General features: G+C 60.2%; 15 protein-coding genes. 2 read left to right on the forward strand and 13 right to left on the reverse strand.

What is annotated here, in order from left to right; all coding sequences use genetic code 11:
- Nucleotides 1-21: 21 nt before the first annotated feature.
- The 3 genes from HMPREF2874_RS04140 to HMPREF2874_RS04150 all read right to left on the reverse strand — a co-directional run bounded on the left by HMPREF2874_RS04140 (nt 22) and on the right by HMPREF2874_RS04150 (nt 4,015).
- Nucleotides 22-1,698: a transporter gene (locus tag HMPREF2874_RS04140; RefSeq protein ID WP_070649048.1), complete on the reverse strand. Its 1,677-nt coding sequence runs from the start codon at nt 1,696-1,698 to the stop codon at nt 22-24.
- On the reverse strand, nt 1,674-2,687 hold the full coding sequence (locus HMPREF2874_RS04145; protein ID WP_246823774.1) for an ABC transporter ATP-binding protein: 1,014 nt from the start codon (nt 2,685-2,687) through the stop codon (nt 1,674-1,676). Before HMPREF2874_RS04145 ends, HMPREF2874_RS04140 begins: the two co-directional genes overlap by 25 nt.
- 329 nt (nt 2,688-3,016) lie before the next feature.
- On the reverse strand, nt 3,017-4,015 hold the full coding sequence (locus tag HMPREF2874_RS04150) for a co-chaperone YbbN (RefSeq protein WP_049347474.1): 999 nt from the start codon (nt 4,013-4,015) through the stop codon (nt 3,017-3,019).
- Between the two features lie 294 nt (nt 4,016-4,309).
- Here HMPREF2874_RS04150 and HMPREF2874_RS04155 point away from each other — a divergent pair, with 294 nt between their 5' ends.
- Complete coding sequence (locus HMPREF2874_RS04155) at nt 4,310-5,596, forward strand: AI-2E family transporter (RefSeq protein WP_049347476.1); 1,287 nt, start codon at nt 4,310-4,312, stop codon at nt 5,594-5,596.
- Between the two features lie 181 nt (nt 5,597-5,777).
- Here HMPREF2874_RS04155 and HMPREF2874_RS04160 read toward each other — a convergent pair whose 3' ends face one another.
- Entirely contained in the window at nt 5,778-6,596 is an 819-nt protein-coding gene (locus HMPREF2874_RS04160) for an alpha/beta hydrolase (RefSeq protein ID WP_049340650.1), read from the reverse strand.
- Nucleotides 6,597-6,680: 84 nt separating this feature from the next.
- A complete protein-coding gene (locus HMPREF2874_RS09010; RefSeq protein ID WP_080562540.1) occupies nt 6,681-7,007 on the reverse strand; it encodes an ATP/GTP-binding protein in 327 nt (108 codons plus the stop codon).
- A gap of 227 nt (nt 7,008-7,234) precedes the next feature.
- On the opposite strand from HMPREF2874_RS09010, the gene nucS reads away from it, so the two are divergent.
- Nucleotides 7,235-7,948 (forward strand): endonuclease NucS, encoded by a 714-nt coding sequence (gene nucS / locus HMPREF2874_RS04165; RefSeq protein ID WP_005506450.1) that lies wholly within the window; start codon nt 7,235-7,237, stop codon nt 7,946-7,948.
- A gap of 261 nt (nt 7,949-8,209) precedes the next feature.
- Here the strand turns inward: nucS and HMPREF2874_RS04170 are convergent, their stop codons facing one another.
- The 8 genes from HMPREF2874_RS04170 to atpB all read right to left on the reverse strand — a co-directional run bounded on the left by HMPREF2874_RS04170 (nt 8,210) and on the right by atpB (nt 15,379).
- Complete coding sequence (locus HMPREF2874_RS04170) at nt 8,210-8,467, reverse strand: F0F1 ATP synthase subunit delta/epsilon (RefSeq protein WP_049340652.1); 258 nt, start codon at nt 8,465-8,467, stop codon at nt 8,210-8,212.
- 2 nt (nt 8,468-8,469) lie between these two features.
- Nucleotides 8,470-9,933, reverse strand: a complete 1,464-nt coding sequence (gene atpD / locus HMPREF2874_RS04175) for a F0F1 ATP synthase subunit beta (RefSeq protein WP_005507810.1) — start codon at nt 9,931-9,933, stop codon at nt 8,470-8,472.
- A 56-nt stretch (nt 9,934-9,989) separates the two neighbouring features.
- Entirely contained in the window at nt 9,990-10,931 is a 942-nt protein-coding gene (locus tag HMPREF2874_RS04180; protein WP_049340654.1) for a F0F1 ATP synthase subunit gamma, read from the reverse strand.
- Nucleotides 10,932-11,006: 75 nt separating this feature from the next.
- Nucleotides 11,007-12,632 (reverse strand): F0F1 ATP synthase subunit alpha, encoded by a 1,626-nt coding sequence (atpA, locus tag HMPREF2874_RS04185; RefSeq protein ID WP_049340655.1) that lies wholly within the window; start codon nt 12,630-12,632, stop codon nt 11,007-11,009.
- Nucleotides 12,633-12,819: 187 nt separating this feature from the next.
- Nucleotides 12,820-13,632, reverse strand: coding sequence for a F0F1 ATP synthase subunit delta (locus HMPREF2874_RS04190; RefSeq protein WP_049347483.1), 813 nt, complete (start codon nt 13,630-13,632; stop codon nt 12,820-12,822).
- Nucleotides 13,632-14,189: a F0F1 ATP synthase subunit B gene (locus HMPREF2874_RS04195; protein WP_049326923.1), complete on the reverse strand. Its 558-nt coding sequence runs from the start codon at nt 14,187-14,189 to the stop codon at nt 13,632-13,634. The genes HMPREF2874_RS04190 and HMPREF2874_RS04195 overlap by 1 nt, the downstream gene beginning before the upstream one ends.
- Nucleotides 14,190-14,240: 51 nt before the next feature.
- Complete coding sequence (gene atpE, locus HMPREF2874_RS04200; protein WP_005506461.1) at nt 14,241-14,444, reverse strand: ATP synthase F0 subunit C; 204 nt, start codon at nt 14,442-14,444, stop codon at nt 14,241-14,243.
- Nucleotides 14,445-14,587: 143 nt separating this feature from the next.
- The gene (gene atpB / locus HMPREF2874_RS04205) at nt 14,588-15,379 is read right to left on the reverse strand and encodes a F0F1 ATP synthase subunit A (protein ID WP_049347485.1); all 792 of its coding nucleotides are present in this window, start codon (nt 15,377-15,379) and stop codon (nt 14,588-14,590) included.
- Nucleotides 15,380-15,477: the final 98 nt, after the last annotated feature.

The raw sequence follows: 15,477 nt of genomic DNA on the forward strand, positions 1-15,477 counted from the left end.
ACGGCGTTCAGCTGCCGGGCGCTAGTTCACGCTGAATCGCGCCACGCGCTCCAGCATGCGGGGGCTCATCCGGTCGAAACGGCGACCTCCCCAGACGACGCCTCCGACCAGCAGGCCCGCGCCGATCATCAGCTGCAGTACGCCTCCGATGACCAGCGTCAGCAGGTTCTGCGTGAGGAAAACGTACACGATCACGGAGATACCACCGGGCAGGGCGCTGAGCATCACCACGGCCATTGAAAGCATGAGGAGCAGCTGCTTGCCCATGCCCTCGTTATTCTTCGGGTTCTTGAACGGGTTAGCACCGGGAGGCGCCACGGGCGGACTAATGAAGGTATCCAGCACGCAGCCCATGCCTGCCGCCGCCGCGAACACGCCCAGCTGGTGCATCAGCACGATGGGGAAGAGTTCCAGGTGCCCGTTCACCGCAGAGGCCACCAGCACCATCAGCACCACAATCGGAACAACGAGAATACTGTAGCCCCACAGACGACCGATTCGGTCGTCGATACCTCGCAGCGGGGAGAGCACGTGCAGGCTAAAGGCCGTGTTGTCGTATGAAACGAGGTAGCACATGTAGTAGCCGGTGAAGACGGTGCAGAAGTAGATCCAGAATCCGAAGAGCTGCATCACGCCGCTATTGACGACTTGTGTAGCCTGCTCGGGGTTGGGGCCGAAGCCAATCTCCCCATGGATGCTCCCGCCCGTGGCCGACATGAAGAGGGGAAAGCCAACCGCCAGGAGCAGGTACATCATGACCGTGGTAACCGTCAGCATCTGCAGGCGGTTGTCCTTGAGCAACGAGTGTAGGGTGCGGGCCGCCACCGCGCCGCGCGGGGTTGCGGGGAACCGAGCGAACAGACCCAGGTCGCCCGCGGCAACTTCGGCTGCGCTCGCACGGTGGGCGCTACCGCCAACGTTCGCCATGGAGCGCGCGAGGTTCTTACCCCACAGCCACCAGCCGCCGGCCAAGTAGCCGAGGGTCAGCACCAGACAGCCGAGGGCCGCGGGAACGTTACCCGCCGCGAGCCAGTAGGGTACGGCGTAGGCCGCGCCGAAGGGAGTCACGCCCAGCCACGGCAGGAACGGGAATAACGCATCCCAGTGCCTCATCAGGTAGGTTGCGGTACCGCCGGAGATAAAGCCCATGCTCATCATGAGCACCGCAGCCACAATCATCAGCACGTTGGCGACGCGCGGGTTTGCGCTCAGCATGATGCCCAGGCGGTTGGCCAGGCGTGCCCACACCATGAGGTTGGCCAGGCCCAGTACCGCGCAAACCAGGTACACGATCAGCAGGAGCGGCTGGGAACCGTACGCGATGAGGCCCAGGAGCACGGCTAGCACGGAGGCAACGCCGGGGATGCCCACGAACCCGCCGAGGAACTGTCCCTTCTGCAGGGTGGCGGGCTCGATGGGGAAGAGCACGAATCGGCTCTCGTCCAGGGTGCCGTCCAGGCCGCTGAAGAAGATGGGGACGATGGCCCAGCCGATGGCGAGCACCGAGCCGGCCAGTAGCGCGATGAGCGGACCGGTTTCGGGCGCCTCAAAGGCCGCCGTCAGGTACCCGACGGCGAGGCCAAGGAGTGCGAGGACCGCGTAGACGGCGGCGATGACCAGACCGATAACCGCCCAGACGCTACGGCGGAAGGAGGCCTGCACGTACTTCCACTTTAGTGAGACGAGGTGCCCAACCATGACAATCCTTCCGAGGAGGTGCGGCCACCAACCAGCTGCACGAATCGTTCTTCAAGGCTCGTGCCGGCACGTACTTCGTCGACGGTTCCGGCGGCAAGGATTCGGCCCGAGTCCATAATCGCCACATGATCGCACAGGCGCTGCACGAGGTCCATGACGTGTGAGGAGATGACGACGGTGCCGCCGGATGCGACAAAGCCGCGCAGGATGTCCTGAATATTGGCCGCGGAAACCGGGTCGACCGCCTCGAAGGGCTCATCCAGGATCAGCACGGAGGGCGCGTGGATGAGCGCCGCGGCGAGCGCAATCTTCTTGGTCATACCGGCGGAATAGTCGGCGACGGCGCGACCGGCCGCGTCGGTCAGGTCCATGGCGGCCAGCAGGTCCTTGACGCGGGAGGCAACGGTTTCCTTATCGATTCCGTGCAGGTAGCCGGAGTAGGTGATGAGCTGCTCGCCGGTAAGTTTGTCGAAGAGGTGCACGCCGTCGGGCAGCACACCCAGGTGCGCCTTAGCCTTGAGCGGGTCGGCCCACATGTCAATGCCGCGAATCAGCGCGGTACCCTCGGTAGGCTGAAGCATGCCGGTAACCATGGAAATGGTCGTGGTTTTACCCGCGCCGTTGCGGCCGACCAGCCCGTAGAACGAGCCGGAGGGAATCGTCAGGTTAATGCGATCCACCGCGACCTTGTCGTCGAAGAGCTTGGCGAGTCCCCGAATCTCGACGGCGGCTCCGGTCTGCGACGGTGCTTGGGGAGGCGCCACGGGAAGTTGCGCGGGGGCCGGCTGGAACTGCGAGGGTTGCTGATCCGGCTGAGCGTAGGCCGGCTGAGCGTAGGCGGCTTGTTCGGGTTGCTGGGCTACCGGCTGTTCGGGTTGAGCTGAGCTAGGTTGAACCGGGGTAGGCTGAGCTGGGCTCTGCGCTGCACCGTTCTGCGGCGTTCCGTGCTGCGGGTCGTGGGGCGGGGTGTTCACCGGATCCTGGGGCATCGTTGGTTCCTTACGCGTGAGAGTAACGGGTCACACTCTCACCCTATCACCCCCCCATTAGCCAAAATACCTTTTTCTGAAAGATGCTCAAAAAACGTCTTTTGTCCGCATCTCGAGCGTTGGGGCCATTCGCAGAGAGGCTATCCGCAGAGCATCCCAAAGACGAAGATGCTGCACCCTACCCTGCCGGTGCGTCACGCACGCAGACGGGCCGCCACCCCGCCGACACTACAGGTCGACGAGGCGGCGGCCCGCCTATTGCACACCATTCCGTACGATTCTCCGATGGGTCCCCCCGGAGGTTGCCCCGGCCGCGCCGAGGAGCCTCTTTAGAACAGCGCCATAGTCAGTGCCGCACGCGCCTTGACGGTGCGCGGGTCAGATGCACCCACCACATCGAAGAGCTGCACGAGACGCTCGCGCACACACGCCTTATCGTCAGGACCAACAGCGCTGAACAGGCGCAGTAGACGGTTGTACGCGTCCTCCACGTGGCCACCGACCAGGTCCAGGTCGGCTACGTTGAACGCGGCGTCAATGTTCATGGGATCTGCCGCGGCCGCCGCACGTTCGGTTGCCATGTCCAGATCCTTCACACGGGCGAGCAGTTCAACCTGTTCCAGGCCGAGCTTCGCTTCCTTATCGCCGGGGTTCTCGGCAATTGCCTTGCGGTATGCGGCGCGGGCGCCCTCCAGGTCGCCGCGGTCGAGGGCGGCGACAGCTTCTGCGTGCAGGGGCGGCAGGGGCTTTTCATCTTCGGGAACGACCGGGTCGAAGCCGCCGGGCAGCTGGTACTGTGCCGCGAGTTGCAGAACCTGGGAGAGCACATCGCCGAGGTCTTCTGCGCTGACCGGGCCGGTGTAAATCGGTGCCGGGCGGCCCGCCAGAACGGCAACGCCCGCGGGCACGCCGCTCACGCCGAATGCCTGGGCAGCTTCGGGGAGCTTGGTGACGTCCACGGCAGCGCAAATCATGCTACCTGCGGCGGAATCAACAAGCTTCTGCACGCCTTCGAGCATCTGCAGGGAGGAGGGCGAGTGCGGCGCGTAGAGCGCAAAAATTACGGCACCCTGGCTGGAGAGCTGAACGAACTTCTGGAACTCTTCGGGGGTGTTGACCTCGTAGCGCCAGGTGGGAGCGGAGGGGGTCTGCTCGCCGCCCTGTTCGCCAGCAGACTGTGCCGCGTTGGGGTTTAGTTCCATGGCGTTGCGTACGGAGGCGGGAATCTCCTGCGCTGCCCCGTTCTGCGCTGCACCACCCTGCGCGACATGACCCTGTGCCGCGTTCTGGGATGCGCCGCGGTCTGCCGGATCAAAGATAATGCTCATCCTGGGCTCCTTTACGTTCTGTACCTATTGTTGCGTGCGGGCTAAATCCTTCACGCGTTCCTTCCTCTATTATCCCCACAACGCACCGTTGCGAGCGCCCGTTCTCTGTCGCCTACGCTCTGAGCTCATGCCGGGGATAGCGTTTGGGCTATTGCCCGATCCGTCCCGCAAATATCTCTCCCACATGCACTCCCCTGTCCTTGGGATTCACCGTGGACGCCGTAACAAAGTAAACCAGCCGGTAGAATGGCACAGTAGAGAAAAAATACCCGGAATGATTCGGAAAGGAAGAGCATGAGCGAGAAGAAAGCCTCAGAAGCTCCCGCAGAGACGACATCGTCCCCCGAGACGCGCAAGAAGGAATCCCTCACCGATCAGCTAACGGAGACCTTCAGCGAGCTGACCGAAAGCATTAGCCAGGTGCGTTCCAACCGCCGCCGCGCTTCTATGCCTCCTACGGATACCATTCCGGTGGTTCCCGCCGCTTCTGAGGATGCGCCTCCCGCACCGAAGGTGGTCGGCAACGGCAAGACCTCGATGATGCATAACCCGGTCGCTTTTGGTTTCCTCATGACCGTGGGCGTGGGTCTGGCGCTCTTCGCCTACTACATTTTCAATAATGTGGGTGCCCTGGTGGGTTGGGTGACCGGTGCTATTTTCATTGCTCTGGGTCTGGACCCGATTGTGCGCCGCCTGGAGTCTTGGGGCATTAAGCGCGGTATCGGCGTGATTGCTGTGCTTGCTGGTTTTGCTGGCGCTGTGACCGGTCTGGTGATGACGATTGGCCCGGTCATTAGCGAGCAGGCGTCTAAGTTTGTGCAGTACGCGCCGGGTATTTATCAGAACACGATTGATTCTGATTGGTACCACGAGCTTGATCAGCGTTTTAGCATCAGCACCTGGGTGAATGAGAACGTCCCTAAGTTCTTGGAGTCGACGTTCTCCTCTTCGCAGGTCAATAGCTTCATGTCGAGCCTGGTTTCTGCGGGTTCTACCCTGGCGCAGAGCGTGACCGGCGTGATTATTGTGCTGTTCCTGTCCCTGTACTTCCTCACGTCGATGGACACGATTAAGGCGTGGGGTGTGCGTTTGGCGCCGGCGTCTAAGCGTGTGCGTGTCAAGTACATTACCGACAAGATTACTGAGTCGGTGGGTAACTACGTGATGGGCCAGGCGATGGTAGCCATTCTGAACGCCCTCTTCGCATTCTTCATAATGTTGTTCTTGGGCTTTAGCTTCCCGCAGTTGATGGCTTTGGTCGTTATGATTCTGGCGTTCATTCCGCTGGTTGGTGGCGTGATTGCGCTGATTTTGACCTCGCTGATTCTGCTGACTCAGGGTTGGAGTCTGGCGCTGTGGTTTGCGGTGGCGTACTTCCTGTACTTGCAGGTGGAGGCGTACCTGATTTCTCCGCGTATTATGGCTCGCGCTGTGTCGGTCCCTGCCGGTGTTGCGATTATTTCGGTGGCTGCCGGTGGCGCGCTATGGGGCGTGCTGGGCGCGCTGATTGCTATTCCGGTGGCGGCTTCCATGCTGATTCTGGTGCGTGAGGTGTTCATTCCTCGCCAGGACCAACTATAGTCACCGCCCAGTTGTAGTCGCCTCCCAGCTGTAGAGTCCCCTCTAGGTTCTCTACGCGCTCACGGCTCTTCCACCGAGCAGGCGTTTAAGACATAAGGCGGCGGCTTTGGATGTTCTATCCAAAGCCGCCGCCTTGATATTTTTATGCAGTGTTTTTACGCTGTGTTTTTATGCCAAACCTTTAGAGCTCAGTAATTTCTTCTGCCACCGGGCCGTTGTACTCGGTGGGCAGTTCAGTGGGCACACCGGTTACGATGCTGACAATAGTGTTCAGGACCTGCTGCACGGACTTCTCGCCCACCCACAGGTGCTTGCAACCCTCGAAGGGAATTACCCGAGTACGCGGTACAGCCGCGAAACGCTCACGCGCTGCCGGAGGCTGCAGGTAGTCGTCATGCTCGGGCACCAGCGCGTACAGCGGGTTCGAGATCTTGTTCCACTCGTCCAGCTCAGCCGGGTGCACGCGGTGCAACGGCGGGGAGAGCAGAATGGCGCCGGTGAACTCGTTCGCGTATTCGGGCGCGTACTTGAGCACCAGCTCGGTGCCGAAGGACCAGCCGACCAGCCAGGGGTTCGGCAGGGCACGCTCGCGTACAAACTTCAGGATTGCGTCAAAGTCCTTCTTCTCGGCAAAGCCGCCGTCAAAGACACCTTCGCTGGTGCCGCGAATCGAGGAGGTGCCGCGAGTGTTGAAACGCAGCACCGCGATGTTCGACAGCGCCGGCAGGCGGAAGGAAGCCTTCTTGTACACGTGCGAGTCCATGTAGCCGCCGTGGGTGGGCAGCGGGTGGAAGGTCACCAGGGTTGCCTTGACTTCGCCTTCGGGCAGGGCGAGTTCACCGACGAGGCGCTTGCCGTCCGCGGTGGTGACGGTGAAGTTCTCGCGGCGTGCCGGAAGCACAGTACGTGCCTTAATGGGGGTGGGCTCAGCGGCGGTGCTGAAGACGTAGCGGGCGGGATCGAATTCCTGCTCGCGGGTGATATCGGCGGTGTTGCTCATTGCGTTCCTTCAAGAAATGGATTCGAGAATGTGGTTTTGGTCAAGAATGTAGTCTTAGGCTGCACCTCAAGTGCAGTGTTCAGCCTATTTGCGGCGGGTGCGCCAGCAATGCTGATGCCAGTGCCTGCGCTCGTCAATGGCGCGGCTACGGCCCATCGTGTGGCTTTCTTGCCACACCACCAGGTGCGCTGTTCTGGGCGGAATCGGGCGGTAGCATTCGGGGCAGGTGTAGGTTTTTTGGGCGTTGACGGCGGGAATGTATTGCACCAGCCAGTCACCGTATCGGTCACGTTCCAATCGGGGCGCAGGGTCGAGGATCCTGCTGATATCACGCCCTGCGGGTGCTTGACGGTGCCACTTATCGCTGGTGGTGCCGGATGCTCGCCTGCCGGGATGATTCTTACGTGCCATGAGCCCTATTCTACCGCGCCGCTCAGCTATCTCTACCTATCGGTCCTGCCGCTGTTCGCTCTACGCTCTTCCACATACTGGCGTGGTACTCATGTTGAGGCGGTACTCCCCCGCTCTGTGCCGTACTTCCCTGCTGTGCCCCGTCCGCGACCTGTACCAAGCTCAGGTTCCCTATCTCATACCCTCACCTGCTAGAGCCAAACACTCGTACCTGCTAGAGTGGACGGATGCGTATTGTCATTGCTGAATGCTCCGTAGATTATGAGGGCCGCCTCCGCGCCCACCTGCCCCGCGCTACCCGCCTGCTGATGGTCAAGAATGACGGCTCCGTCCTCATTCACTCCGACGGCGGTTCCTACAAGCCTCTGAACTGGATGAGCCCTCCCTGCTCCCTGCTGGTGGCTGAGCGTGAGGACGTTCCGCAGAGCATCCGTGAGGACCTAGAGTCCGATGTTCAGCAGCTGTGGACCGTTCAGGCAGCTAAGAGCGATGACCGCCTCATGATTCGCATCTACAAGATTGAGCACGAGCACGCCACCGACCTGGGTGTTGATCCCGGCCTCATCAAGGACGGTGTGGAGGCTGATCTGCAGCGTCTGCTCGCAGAGCAGATCCACACTCTCGGTGAGGGCTATTCGCTGGTGCGCCGCGAGTACCCGACCGCTATCGGTCCGGTAGACATCATGGCGAAGGATGCGCACGGCGTCTCCGTGGCGGTTGAGCTCAAGCGTGTGGGCGATATTGACGGTGTGGAGCAGCTGACCCGTTACCTGGAGTTGCTCAACCGTGACCCGCTGCTGGCACCGGTGCGCGGCGTATTTGCGGCACAGACGATTAAGCCGCAGGCACGTACCCTGGCTGAGGACCGCGGTATCCGCTGCGTGAGCCTGGACTACGATGCGATGCGCGGCGTGGACGACTCCGCTGACCGTCTGTTCTAGCTGACCGTCTGTTCTAAACGGCTCTAGGCTAAGCAGCTGCACATAGCTTGAGGGGCGCCTCCCGACCATGGGAGGCGCCCCTTTTCAGCCCATCATCTTTCTGCCCGCGCTCTTTCGGCGCACGCGTTCTTTCTGTGCACACTCTCGTTCTGCGTAAACAATCTACCCCCGGATACACCAATCGCCGGTGCCCCTCCCCTTTCAGGGTGGAACACCGGCGAGGTGTACACAGTGGCTAATTCCCGCTGAGGGGAACCAGCTTTAGATCTGTGCGTGCTTTGCAACGATGGTCACGTGATCGTTCGAGACGGTCAAGAAACCTGCGTTGAGGATGGTCTTAATGGGCTCACCATCAACGGGTTCAATGAGCAGCTCGCCGTCCTGTGCCAGCAGCGTGCAGGTGGGGATCATGCCCGGCAGGATGCCGAGGTCACCGCTGACGGAGCGTGCACGAACGTACTTCGCTTCGCCAGTCCACACGACGCGTTCGCGGGAAACAACTTCAACTTTCAGAGCCATGATTACTTAGCTCCAGTCTGTGCCTTGATTTCCTCGTAGCGGCGCATAACGTCGTCCATACCACCAATGTTGTAGAACGCCTGCTCGGGGATGTGGTCGACATCGCCGTTGCAGATCATCTGGAAGGACTCGATGGTGTCCTTCAGCGGAACGGTCGAACCCTCGACACCGGTGAACTGCTTTGCAGTGTAGGTGTTCTGGGAGAGGAACTGCTCGATACGACGTGCACGTGCCACGACGATCTTCTGCTCCTCGGAGAGCTCGTCCACACCCAGAATCGCGATGATGTCCTGCAGTTCCTTGTTTTCCTGCAGAATAGCCTTCACACGAATTGCGGTGTCGTAGTGCTCCTGACCGATGTACTGTGCGTCCAGAATTCGGGAGGTGGAGGACAGCGGGTCAATTGCCGGGTACAGACCGCGCGATGCGATTTCACGAGAGAGCTCGGTGGTCGCATCCAGGTGCGCGAAGGTGGTTGCCGGCGCCGGGTCGGTGTAGTCATCCGCAGGCACGTAAATTGCCTGCATGGAGGTGATGGAGTGACCGCGGGTGGAGGTAATACGCTCCTGCAGCAGACCCATTTCGTCCGCCAGGTTCGGCTGGTAACCCACTGCGGAGGGCATGCGGCCCAGCAGGGTGGAAACCTCAGAACCTGCCTGAGTGAAACGGAAGATGTTGTCGATGAACAGCAGCACGTCCTGGTTCTGAACATCGCGGAAGTACTCCGCCATGGTCAGACCGGTCAGTGCCACGCGCAGACGGGTTCCCGGGGGCTCATCCATCTGGCCGAACACAAGAGCGGTGTCCTTCAGAACGCCTGCTTCTTCCATTTCGACCCACAGGTCGTTACCCTCACGGGTACGCTCGCCAACACCGGTGAACACGGAGGTACCACCGAAGTTACGAGCCACACGGGTAATCATTTCCTGGATCAGCACGGTCTTACCCACGCCTGCACCACCGAACAGACCAATCTTACCGCCCTTGATGTAGGGGGTCAGAAGGTCGATGGACTTAATACCAGTCTCCAGCATTTCGGTGGAGCCTTCCAGCTCTGCGAAGCCGGGAGCGGCACGGTGGATCGGCCAGTAGGTGTCAGCCTTGATCTCGGAGTTCGGCACGTCGAGTGCGTCACCGAGAACGTTGAAGATGTGGCCCTTCACGCCGTCACCAACGGGGACGGAGATCGGTGCGCCGGTGTCGACTACAGCCTGACCGCGGACCAGGCCGTCAGTCTGCTGCAGGGAGATAGCGCGAACGATCGAGTCGCCCAGGTGCTGTGCGGTCTCGAAGGTGATGGTGCGGGTGCGACCGTCGAGGGTCAGCTCGGTGGTCAGAGCGTTGTAAATCTCGGGGACCTGACCGGCGGGGAACTCGACGTCGACCACGGGGCCGATGACGCGGGCAATACGACCCGTTGCGCCCTGAGTCGGTGCGGAGACCGATTCGTTGTAGGTGGCAGTCATATTTCTCACTTACTTAGAAAGTTTGGACAGTTGATGGCTTCGTTGGCGTACAAGTACTAGGAGCCGAGGGCGTCTGCGCCGCCCACGATTTCGGAGAGCTCCTGAGTAATTTCCGCCTGACGTGCGTTGTTCATCAAACGGGTGTACTTGGTAATCAGCGTCTCAGCGTTGTCACCTGCGGTCTTCATCGCGCGCTGGCGGGATGCCAGCTCACTTGCTGCTGCCTGCAGGAGGCAGGAGAAGATACGCGATGCAATGTAGCGCGGCAACAGCGCGTTGAGCACTTCCTCGGCGGAGGGCTCGAACTCGAAGGATGCCGCCTGCTCGTACTCAGCCTTGGTCAGTTCCTGGTCGGGAACGATTTCCTCGCCCATAGCCTTTGCGTCACCCACGTGGATGGGCAGCAGGCGCAGGATCTTGGGTTCCTGAACAACCATCGACTTGAACTCGGTGTATACGATGTGCAGTTCGTCCACGCCGCCCTCTTCGAAGGGCAGGTCGTAGGCTTCGAGCAGCGCGTCACGAATTTCGACGGCAGTTTCAACACGAGGTGCATCGGTGTGCCCCTCCCACGCACGGGCGTAGGGGCGCTCACGGAACTCGAAGTAAGCCTTTGCCTTACGGCCAACCAGGTACAGCTGTACCTCCTGGCCGTTAGAGCGCAGCCTCTCAATCAGAGATTCGGTACGACGCAGGATAGCGGAGGAGTACGAACCTGCCAGACCGCGGTCACTGGTAACAACCAGGATTGCGGAGCGACGGTGTTCGTAGGTTCCGAACTCGTGCGGCTTGTGAATCAGCGGGTGCTTAATACCGTGCTGAGTCGCAACCGCAGTCACCACGCGGGTCAGAGCGTTCGCGTAAGGGCCGGCTGCCTGAGCAGCGTTACGAGCCTTGTTAATGCGGGAGGTCGCGATCATCTCCATCGCCTTGAAGATCTTCTTCATAGACGACGTCGAAGCAATCTTCTGTCGGTAAACCCTAATCTGGGCTCCCATAGAGCTTCCTTTCTCCTTGCTTTCTGCCCCGCCCCAGCCTCATAGCTGAGGCGGGGAGAAGGCGAGGACTAATCGCTAACCGATGGTTTCCTGAGTGATGTCGCTATCGCGAGCTGCCTTGTGCTCCTCGTGACCTGCGTCGACGAGGTGGCTGCTGCCCTCAGACTTGAAACCCTGCTTGAAGTCAGTAACTGCGGACTTCAGAGCTGCAACGGTGTCATCCTCAAGCTTGCCGGAGGAAGCGATATCGGTCAGTACCGAGGTCTTGTGACGCAGGTACTCGATGAAGCCTTCCTCGAAGCGCAGCACGTCGGAAACCTCAATGTCGTCGAGGTGACCGGAGGTACCAGCCCAAATGGAGACAACCTGCTCTTCAACTGCGTACGGGGTGTACTGCGGCTGACGCAGCAGCTCGGTCAGGCGAGAACCGCGGGTCAGCTGTGCCTTGGTAGCGTCGTCCAGGTCGGATGCGAACATTGCGAACGCTTCCATTGCACGGTACTGTGCCAGCTCCAGCTTCAGGGTACCGGAGACCTTCTTCATAGCCTTGGTCTGTGCGGCACCACCAACACGGGAGACGGAGATACCGACGTCGACTGCCGGACGCTGGTTAGCGTTGAACAGGTCGGACTGCAGGAAGATCTGGCCGTCAGTAATGGAGATGACGTTGGTCGGAATGAAGGCGGAAACGTCGTTTGCCTTGGTCTCAATGATCGGGAAGCCGGTCATCGAGCCTGCGCCCAGGTCGTCAGAGAGCTTAGCGCAACGCTCCAGCAGGCGGGAGTGCAGGTAGAAGACGTCACCGGGGTATGCTTCACGTCCCGGCGGGCGGCGCAGCAGCAGGGACACAGCGCGGTATGCTTCTGCCTGCTTCGACAGGTCGTCGAAGATGATGAGGACGTGCTTGCCACCGTACATCCAGTGCTGGCCGATAGCCGAACCGGTGTAGGGTGCCAGGTACTTGAAGCCTGCTGCGTCGGATGCGGGAGATGCCACGATGGTGGTGTACTCCAGCGCGCCGCGAGTCTCAAGGGTGTGGCGGACAGCTGCAATGGTGGATGCCTTCTGGCCAACAGCCACGTAGATGCATCGAACCTGCTTGTTGGGGTCACCCGAAGCCCAGTTGTCCTTCTGGTTCAGAATGGTATCGATCGCAATAGCGGTCTTACCGGTCTGGCGGTCACCAATGATCAGCTGACGCTGACCGCGACCAATCGGAATCATCGAGTCGATTGCCTTCAGACCGGTCTGCAGCGGCTCGTGAACCGACTTACGCTGGGTCACGCCGGGAGCCTGCAGCTCCAGTGCGCGGCGACCTTCAGCCTCAATGGGGCCCAGGTCATCGATCGGGTTACCCAGGGGGTCAACAACGCGACCGAGGTACGCGTCGCCAACGGGCACCGAGAGGACCTCACCGGTGCGGTGTACGACCTGGCCCTCTTCAATACCGGTGAAGTCACCCAGGACGATCACACCAATATTGCGGGTATCCAGGTTCTGTGCGAGGCCGAGGGTGCCGTCTTCGAAACGAAGCAGCTCATTCGCCATAACCGAGGGAAGGCCCTCGACACGAGCGATACCGTCGGAGGCCGATACAACTCGACCCACCTCAACACGTTCTGCATTGCCGGGTTCGTAAGACGCTGCAAACTCGTTCAGCGCATTACGGACATCTTCGGCATTGATGGTCAGTTCGGCCATCTTGTGTCCCTGCTCTCTCATTGTGGTTGCGTTCCGTCAACGGAACCAACCGAAACTTGCAATTCGGGTTGAACGGGCGGGCAATGCCGCCGCTTCTGCGAAGGAGGCATCTGCCACGCACCCGCTACCCGAGGTATCTTCTAAATCACCGTTGCGACGAACGGTTCAGCGTCGCTAGCTTGAGCCGCTAGCCGATGGAACGAGCCAGGTCGGACATGCGGGTCTCGACGGTACCGTCGATCACCTCGTCGCCCACCTGAACACGCAGACCGCCCAGAACGGCGGGGTCCACCGAAACGTCGAGCTTCAGCTCACGGCCGTACACGGCGTTGAGCGTGCGACCGAGACGTTCAAGCTGTGCCTGCGACAGCGCAATCGCGCTAGTTACTCGCGCAATGTAACGGTTCTGTCGCGTGACGATGATTTCTGCGAACTCATCGGCTACCCGTGCAGCGTGACGGCCGCGGGGGTTGGAGCCAACTCGTTCGAGCAGAAGCACACCTTCGGCGGTGGTGGCGGGGCCACCGAGCGCCACGGCGAGCTTCTTCTTTGCTTCTTTGCTTGCCTGATGGTCGGACAGCGCTTCCTGCGCCTGAGCGTTGGAATCAACGGTACGCACAAAGGTGAGTAGTTCGTTGAGTACCTCGTCCAGGGCGTCCACGCCACCGCGAGACTGAGCCGATGCGGTCACGGCGAGCACTGCTGCACGCTCCAGGGCATTCGCCAGATCAGCATCATCGGACCAGCGCTGAGCCACCGCACTGGTGAGCACAGCCATAGCCTGAGAAGAGATCTTGCCGCCGAAGACGGTGTTAGCGATACCCTGACGTGCTGCTGCATCACGCGAAGAATCGGTGACAGCACGGCGCAGGGTGCCGTTGTGGTCGAGAACATCAACCACAGCGAAAAGCTCGCTCGCCAGGTTCAGGGGCTGCAGGGAAGCGTGAGCTTCCAGCACCTCTTCCACCTTGCTCAGTGATTCAGTAGATACTCCTGCCATTACCGAGCCGCACCTGCGTTCTGCTTCTCGGTTTCAAGGTCAGCAAGAAAACGATCTACCACACGGGCCGATCGCTCATCATCGTTGAGGGCTTCGCCCACAATCTTGCCGGCAAGGGTCGTAGCAAGAGTGCCAACCTCGGAACGGAGGGACACTGCTGCTGCCGCACGCTCTGCCTCGATAGCCTTTGCTGCATTATCGCTAATGCGCTGAGCCTCAGCGGTTGCACGCTCGCGAGCATCGGCAATGATTGCCTCGCCCTCTGCGCGTGCCTCTTCACGAATCTTCTGAGCCTCCAGTCGAGCGCTTTCGAGCTGCTGGGTGTACTCATCGCGAGCCGCTGCAGCCTCTGCCTGTGCCTTCTCGGCCTTGGCAAGGCCACCTTCGATTGCTTCCTTACGGTCCTGGTAGATCTTCTCGAACGCCGGGACAACGTACTTAGCAACGATGTAGTAGAGGATCAGGAATCCGATGAGGGTAATGACAATTTCCCCGACGTCGGGAATCAGGGGGTTCGAAGTTGCCTCCGCTCCCCCTTCGCTTGCCAGATAAATCATGGAGGGAATCCTGTTCTATGGGATGGGTCGTTTAGGATGTGGCAGAGCCGGTTACTTGATGAAGACGAGAACCAGGCCCAGAATTGCCAGCGCCTCGACCAGTGCGAAGCCCAGGAACAGCATGGGCTGCAGGGTCTTCTGGGACTCGGGCTGACGAGCAACGCTGGTCATGTATGCCGCGAAGATCAGACCCACGCCGATGCCGCCGCCAATAGCTGCCAGACCGTAGCCAACCGCAGTGATGGAACCAACCATTATTTTTCCTTTCAACAGTGTTCGACCGGGAACATACCCGGACCGAACAGAGTTTGATTTGAGTTAATAGCCCGCACAGTGAACGTGTGGGTTGCTTTATTCACGCCCAATGACGAACGCGAAAACCTAAAAAACTAGAGAGTTTAGTGTCCCTCGGAAACCGAGCCCTGCAGGTACACAGCCAGCAGCAGAGCGAACACATAAGCCTGGATGCACTGAATCATGAATTCCAGGAAGTACAGGAACAGGCCCAGAGCACCGGGAGCAATAGCAGCCAGGTAGCCGATACCACCCAGGGTCTCAACCATGTAGGTCACCATGCTGGATGCAACCATCAGCGCCAGGTGACCACCGAACATGGTCGCGAAGAGACGTAGCGCGTGAGTTGCGGGACGAATCAGCAGGTTCGAGAAGAACTCGATCGGGATCAGGATGGGGTAAATCCACACCGGCAGACCCGAGGGCATGGTGATGTCCTTGAAGAAGCCGCCCAGGCCCTTGCGCTTGATACCAACGCCAACCCAGGTCAGGTACGCTACGCCAGCCAGCGCGTAGGCGCTACCGGGGTGCGAGAAGGTGGGCAACTGAACAAACGGAATCGAACCGTAGAGGTTGTTCACCAGAACGAAGAAGAAGGAGGCGAACAGAATCGGCACGAACGGCTTGTAGTGCTGTACGCCCAGGGTTTCCTTACCGAGGGAGTTACGAGCAAACATGTAGCCGGACTCAGCGATGAACTGAGTCTTGCCGGGAACCATGGCGCGCTTACGTGCTGCGGTGAGGAAGAAGACCGCGATAATCACCACGGACAGCAGAATCAGTACGTTCTGCTTACCGAAAGCGAAATCACCAATGGTGAAGAAGGGTGGCAGATGCATGTCTTCGGGGGTCGGCGGCACATAGGCTTCCGCGAGGATCAACCCGTTCTCGATCAAAGCAAGTCCTTTCTTGCTACTAGTGGCTATCAAGAGCCCATGTCTGCCTATAAACGACTGACATGCTAACTACATGGATGAATGTGTGACCTGGCGGT

The sequence above is a fragment of the Rothia sp. HMSC068F09 genome, assembly GCF_001812775.1.
In the GTDB taxonomy this organism is placed as follows: Bacteria; Actinomycetota; Actinomycetes; order Actinomycetales; family Micrococcaceae; genus Rothia; species Rothia mucilaginosa_A.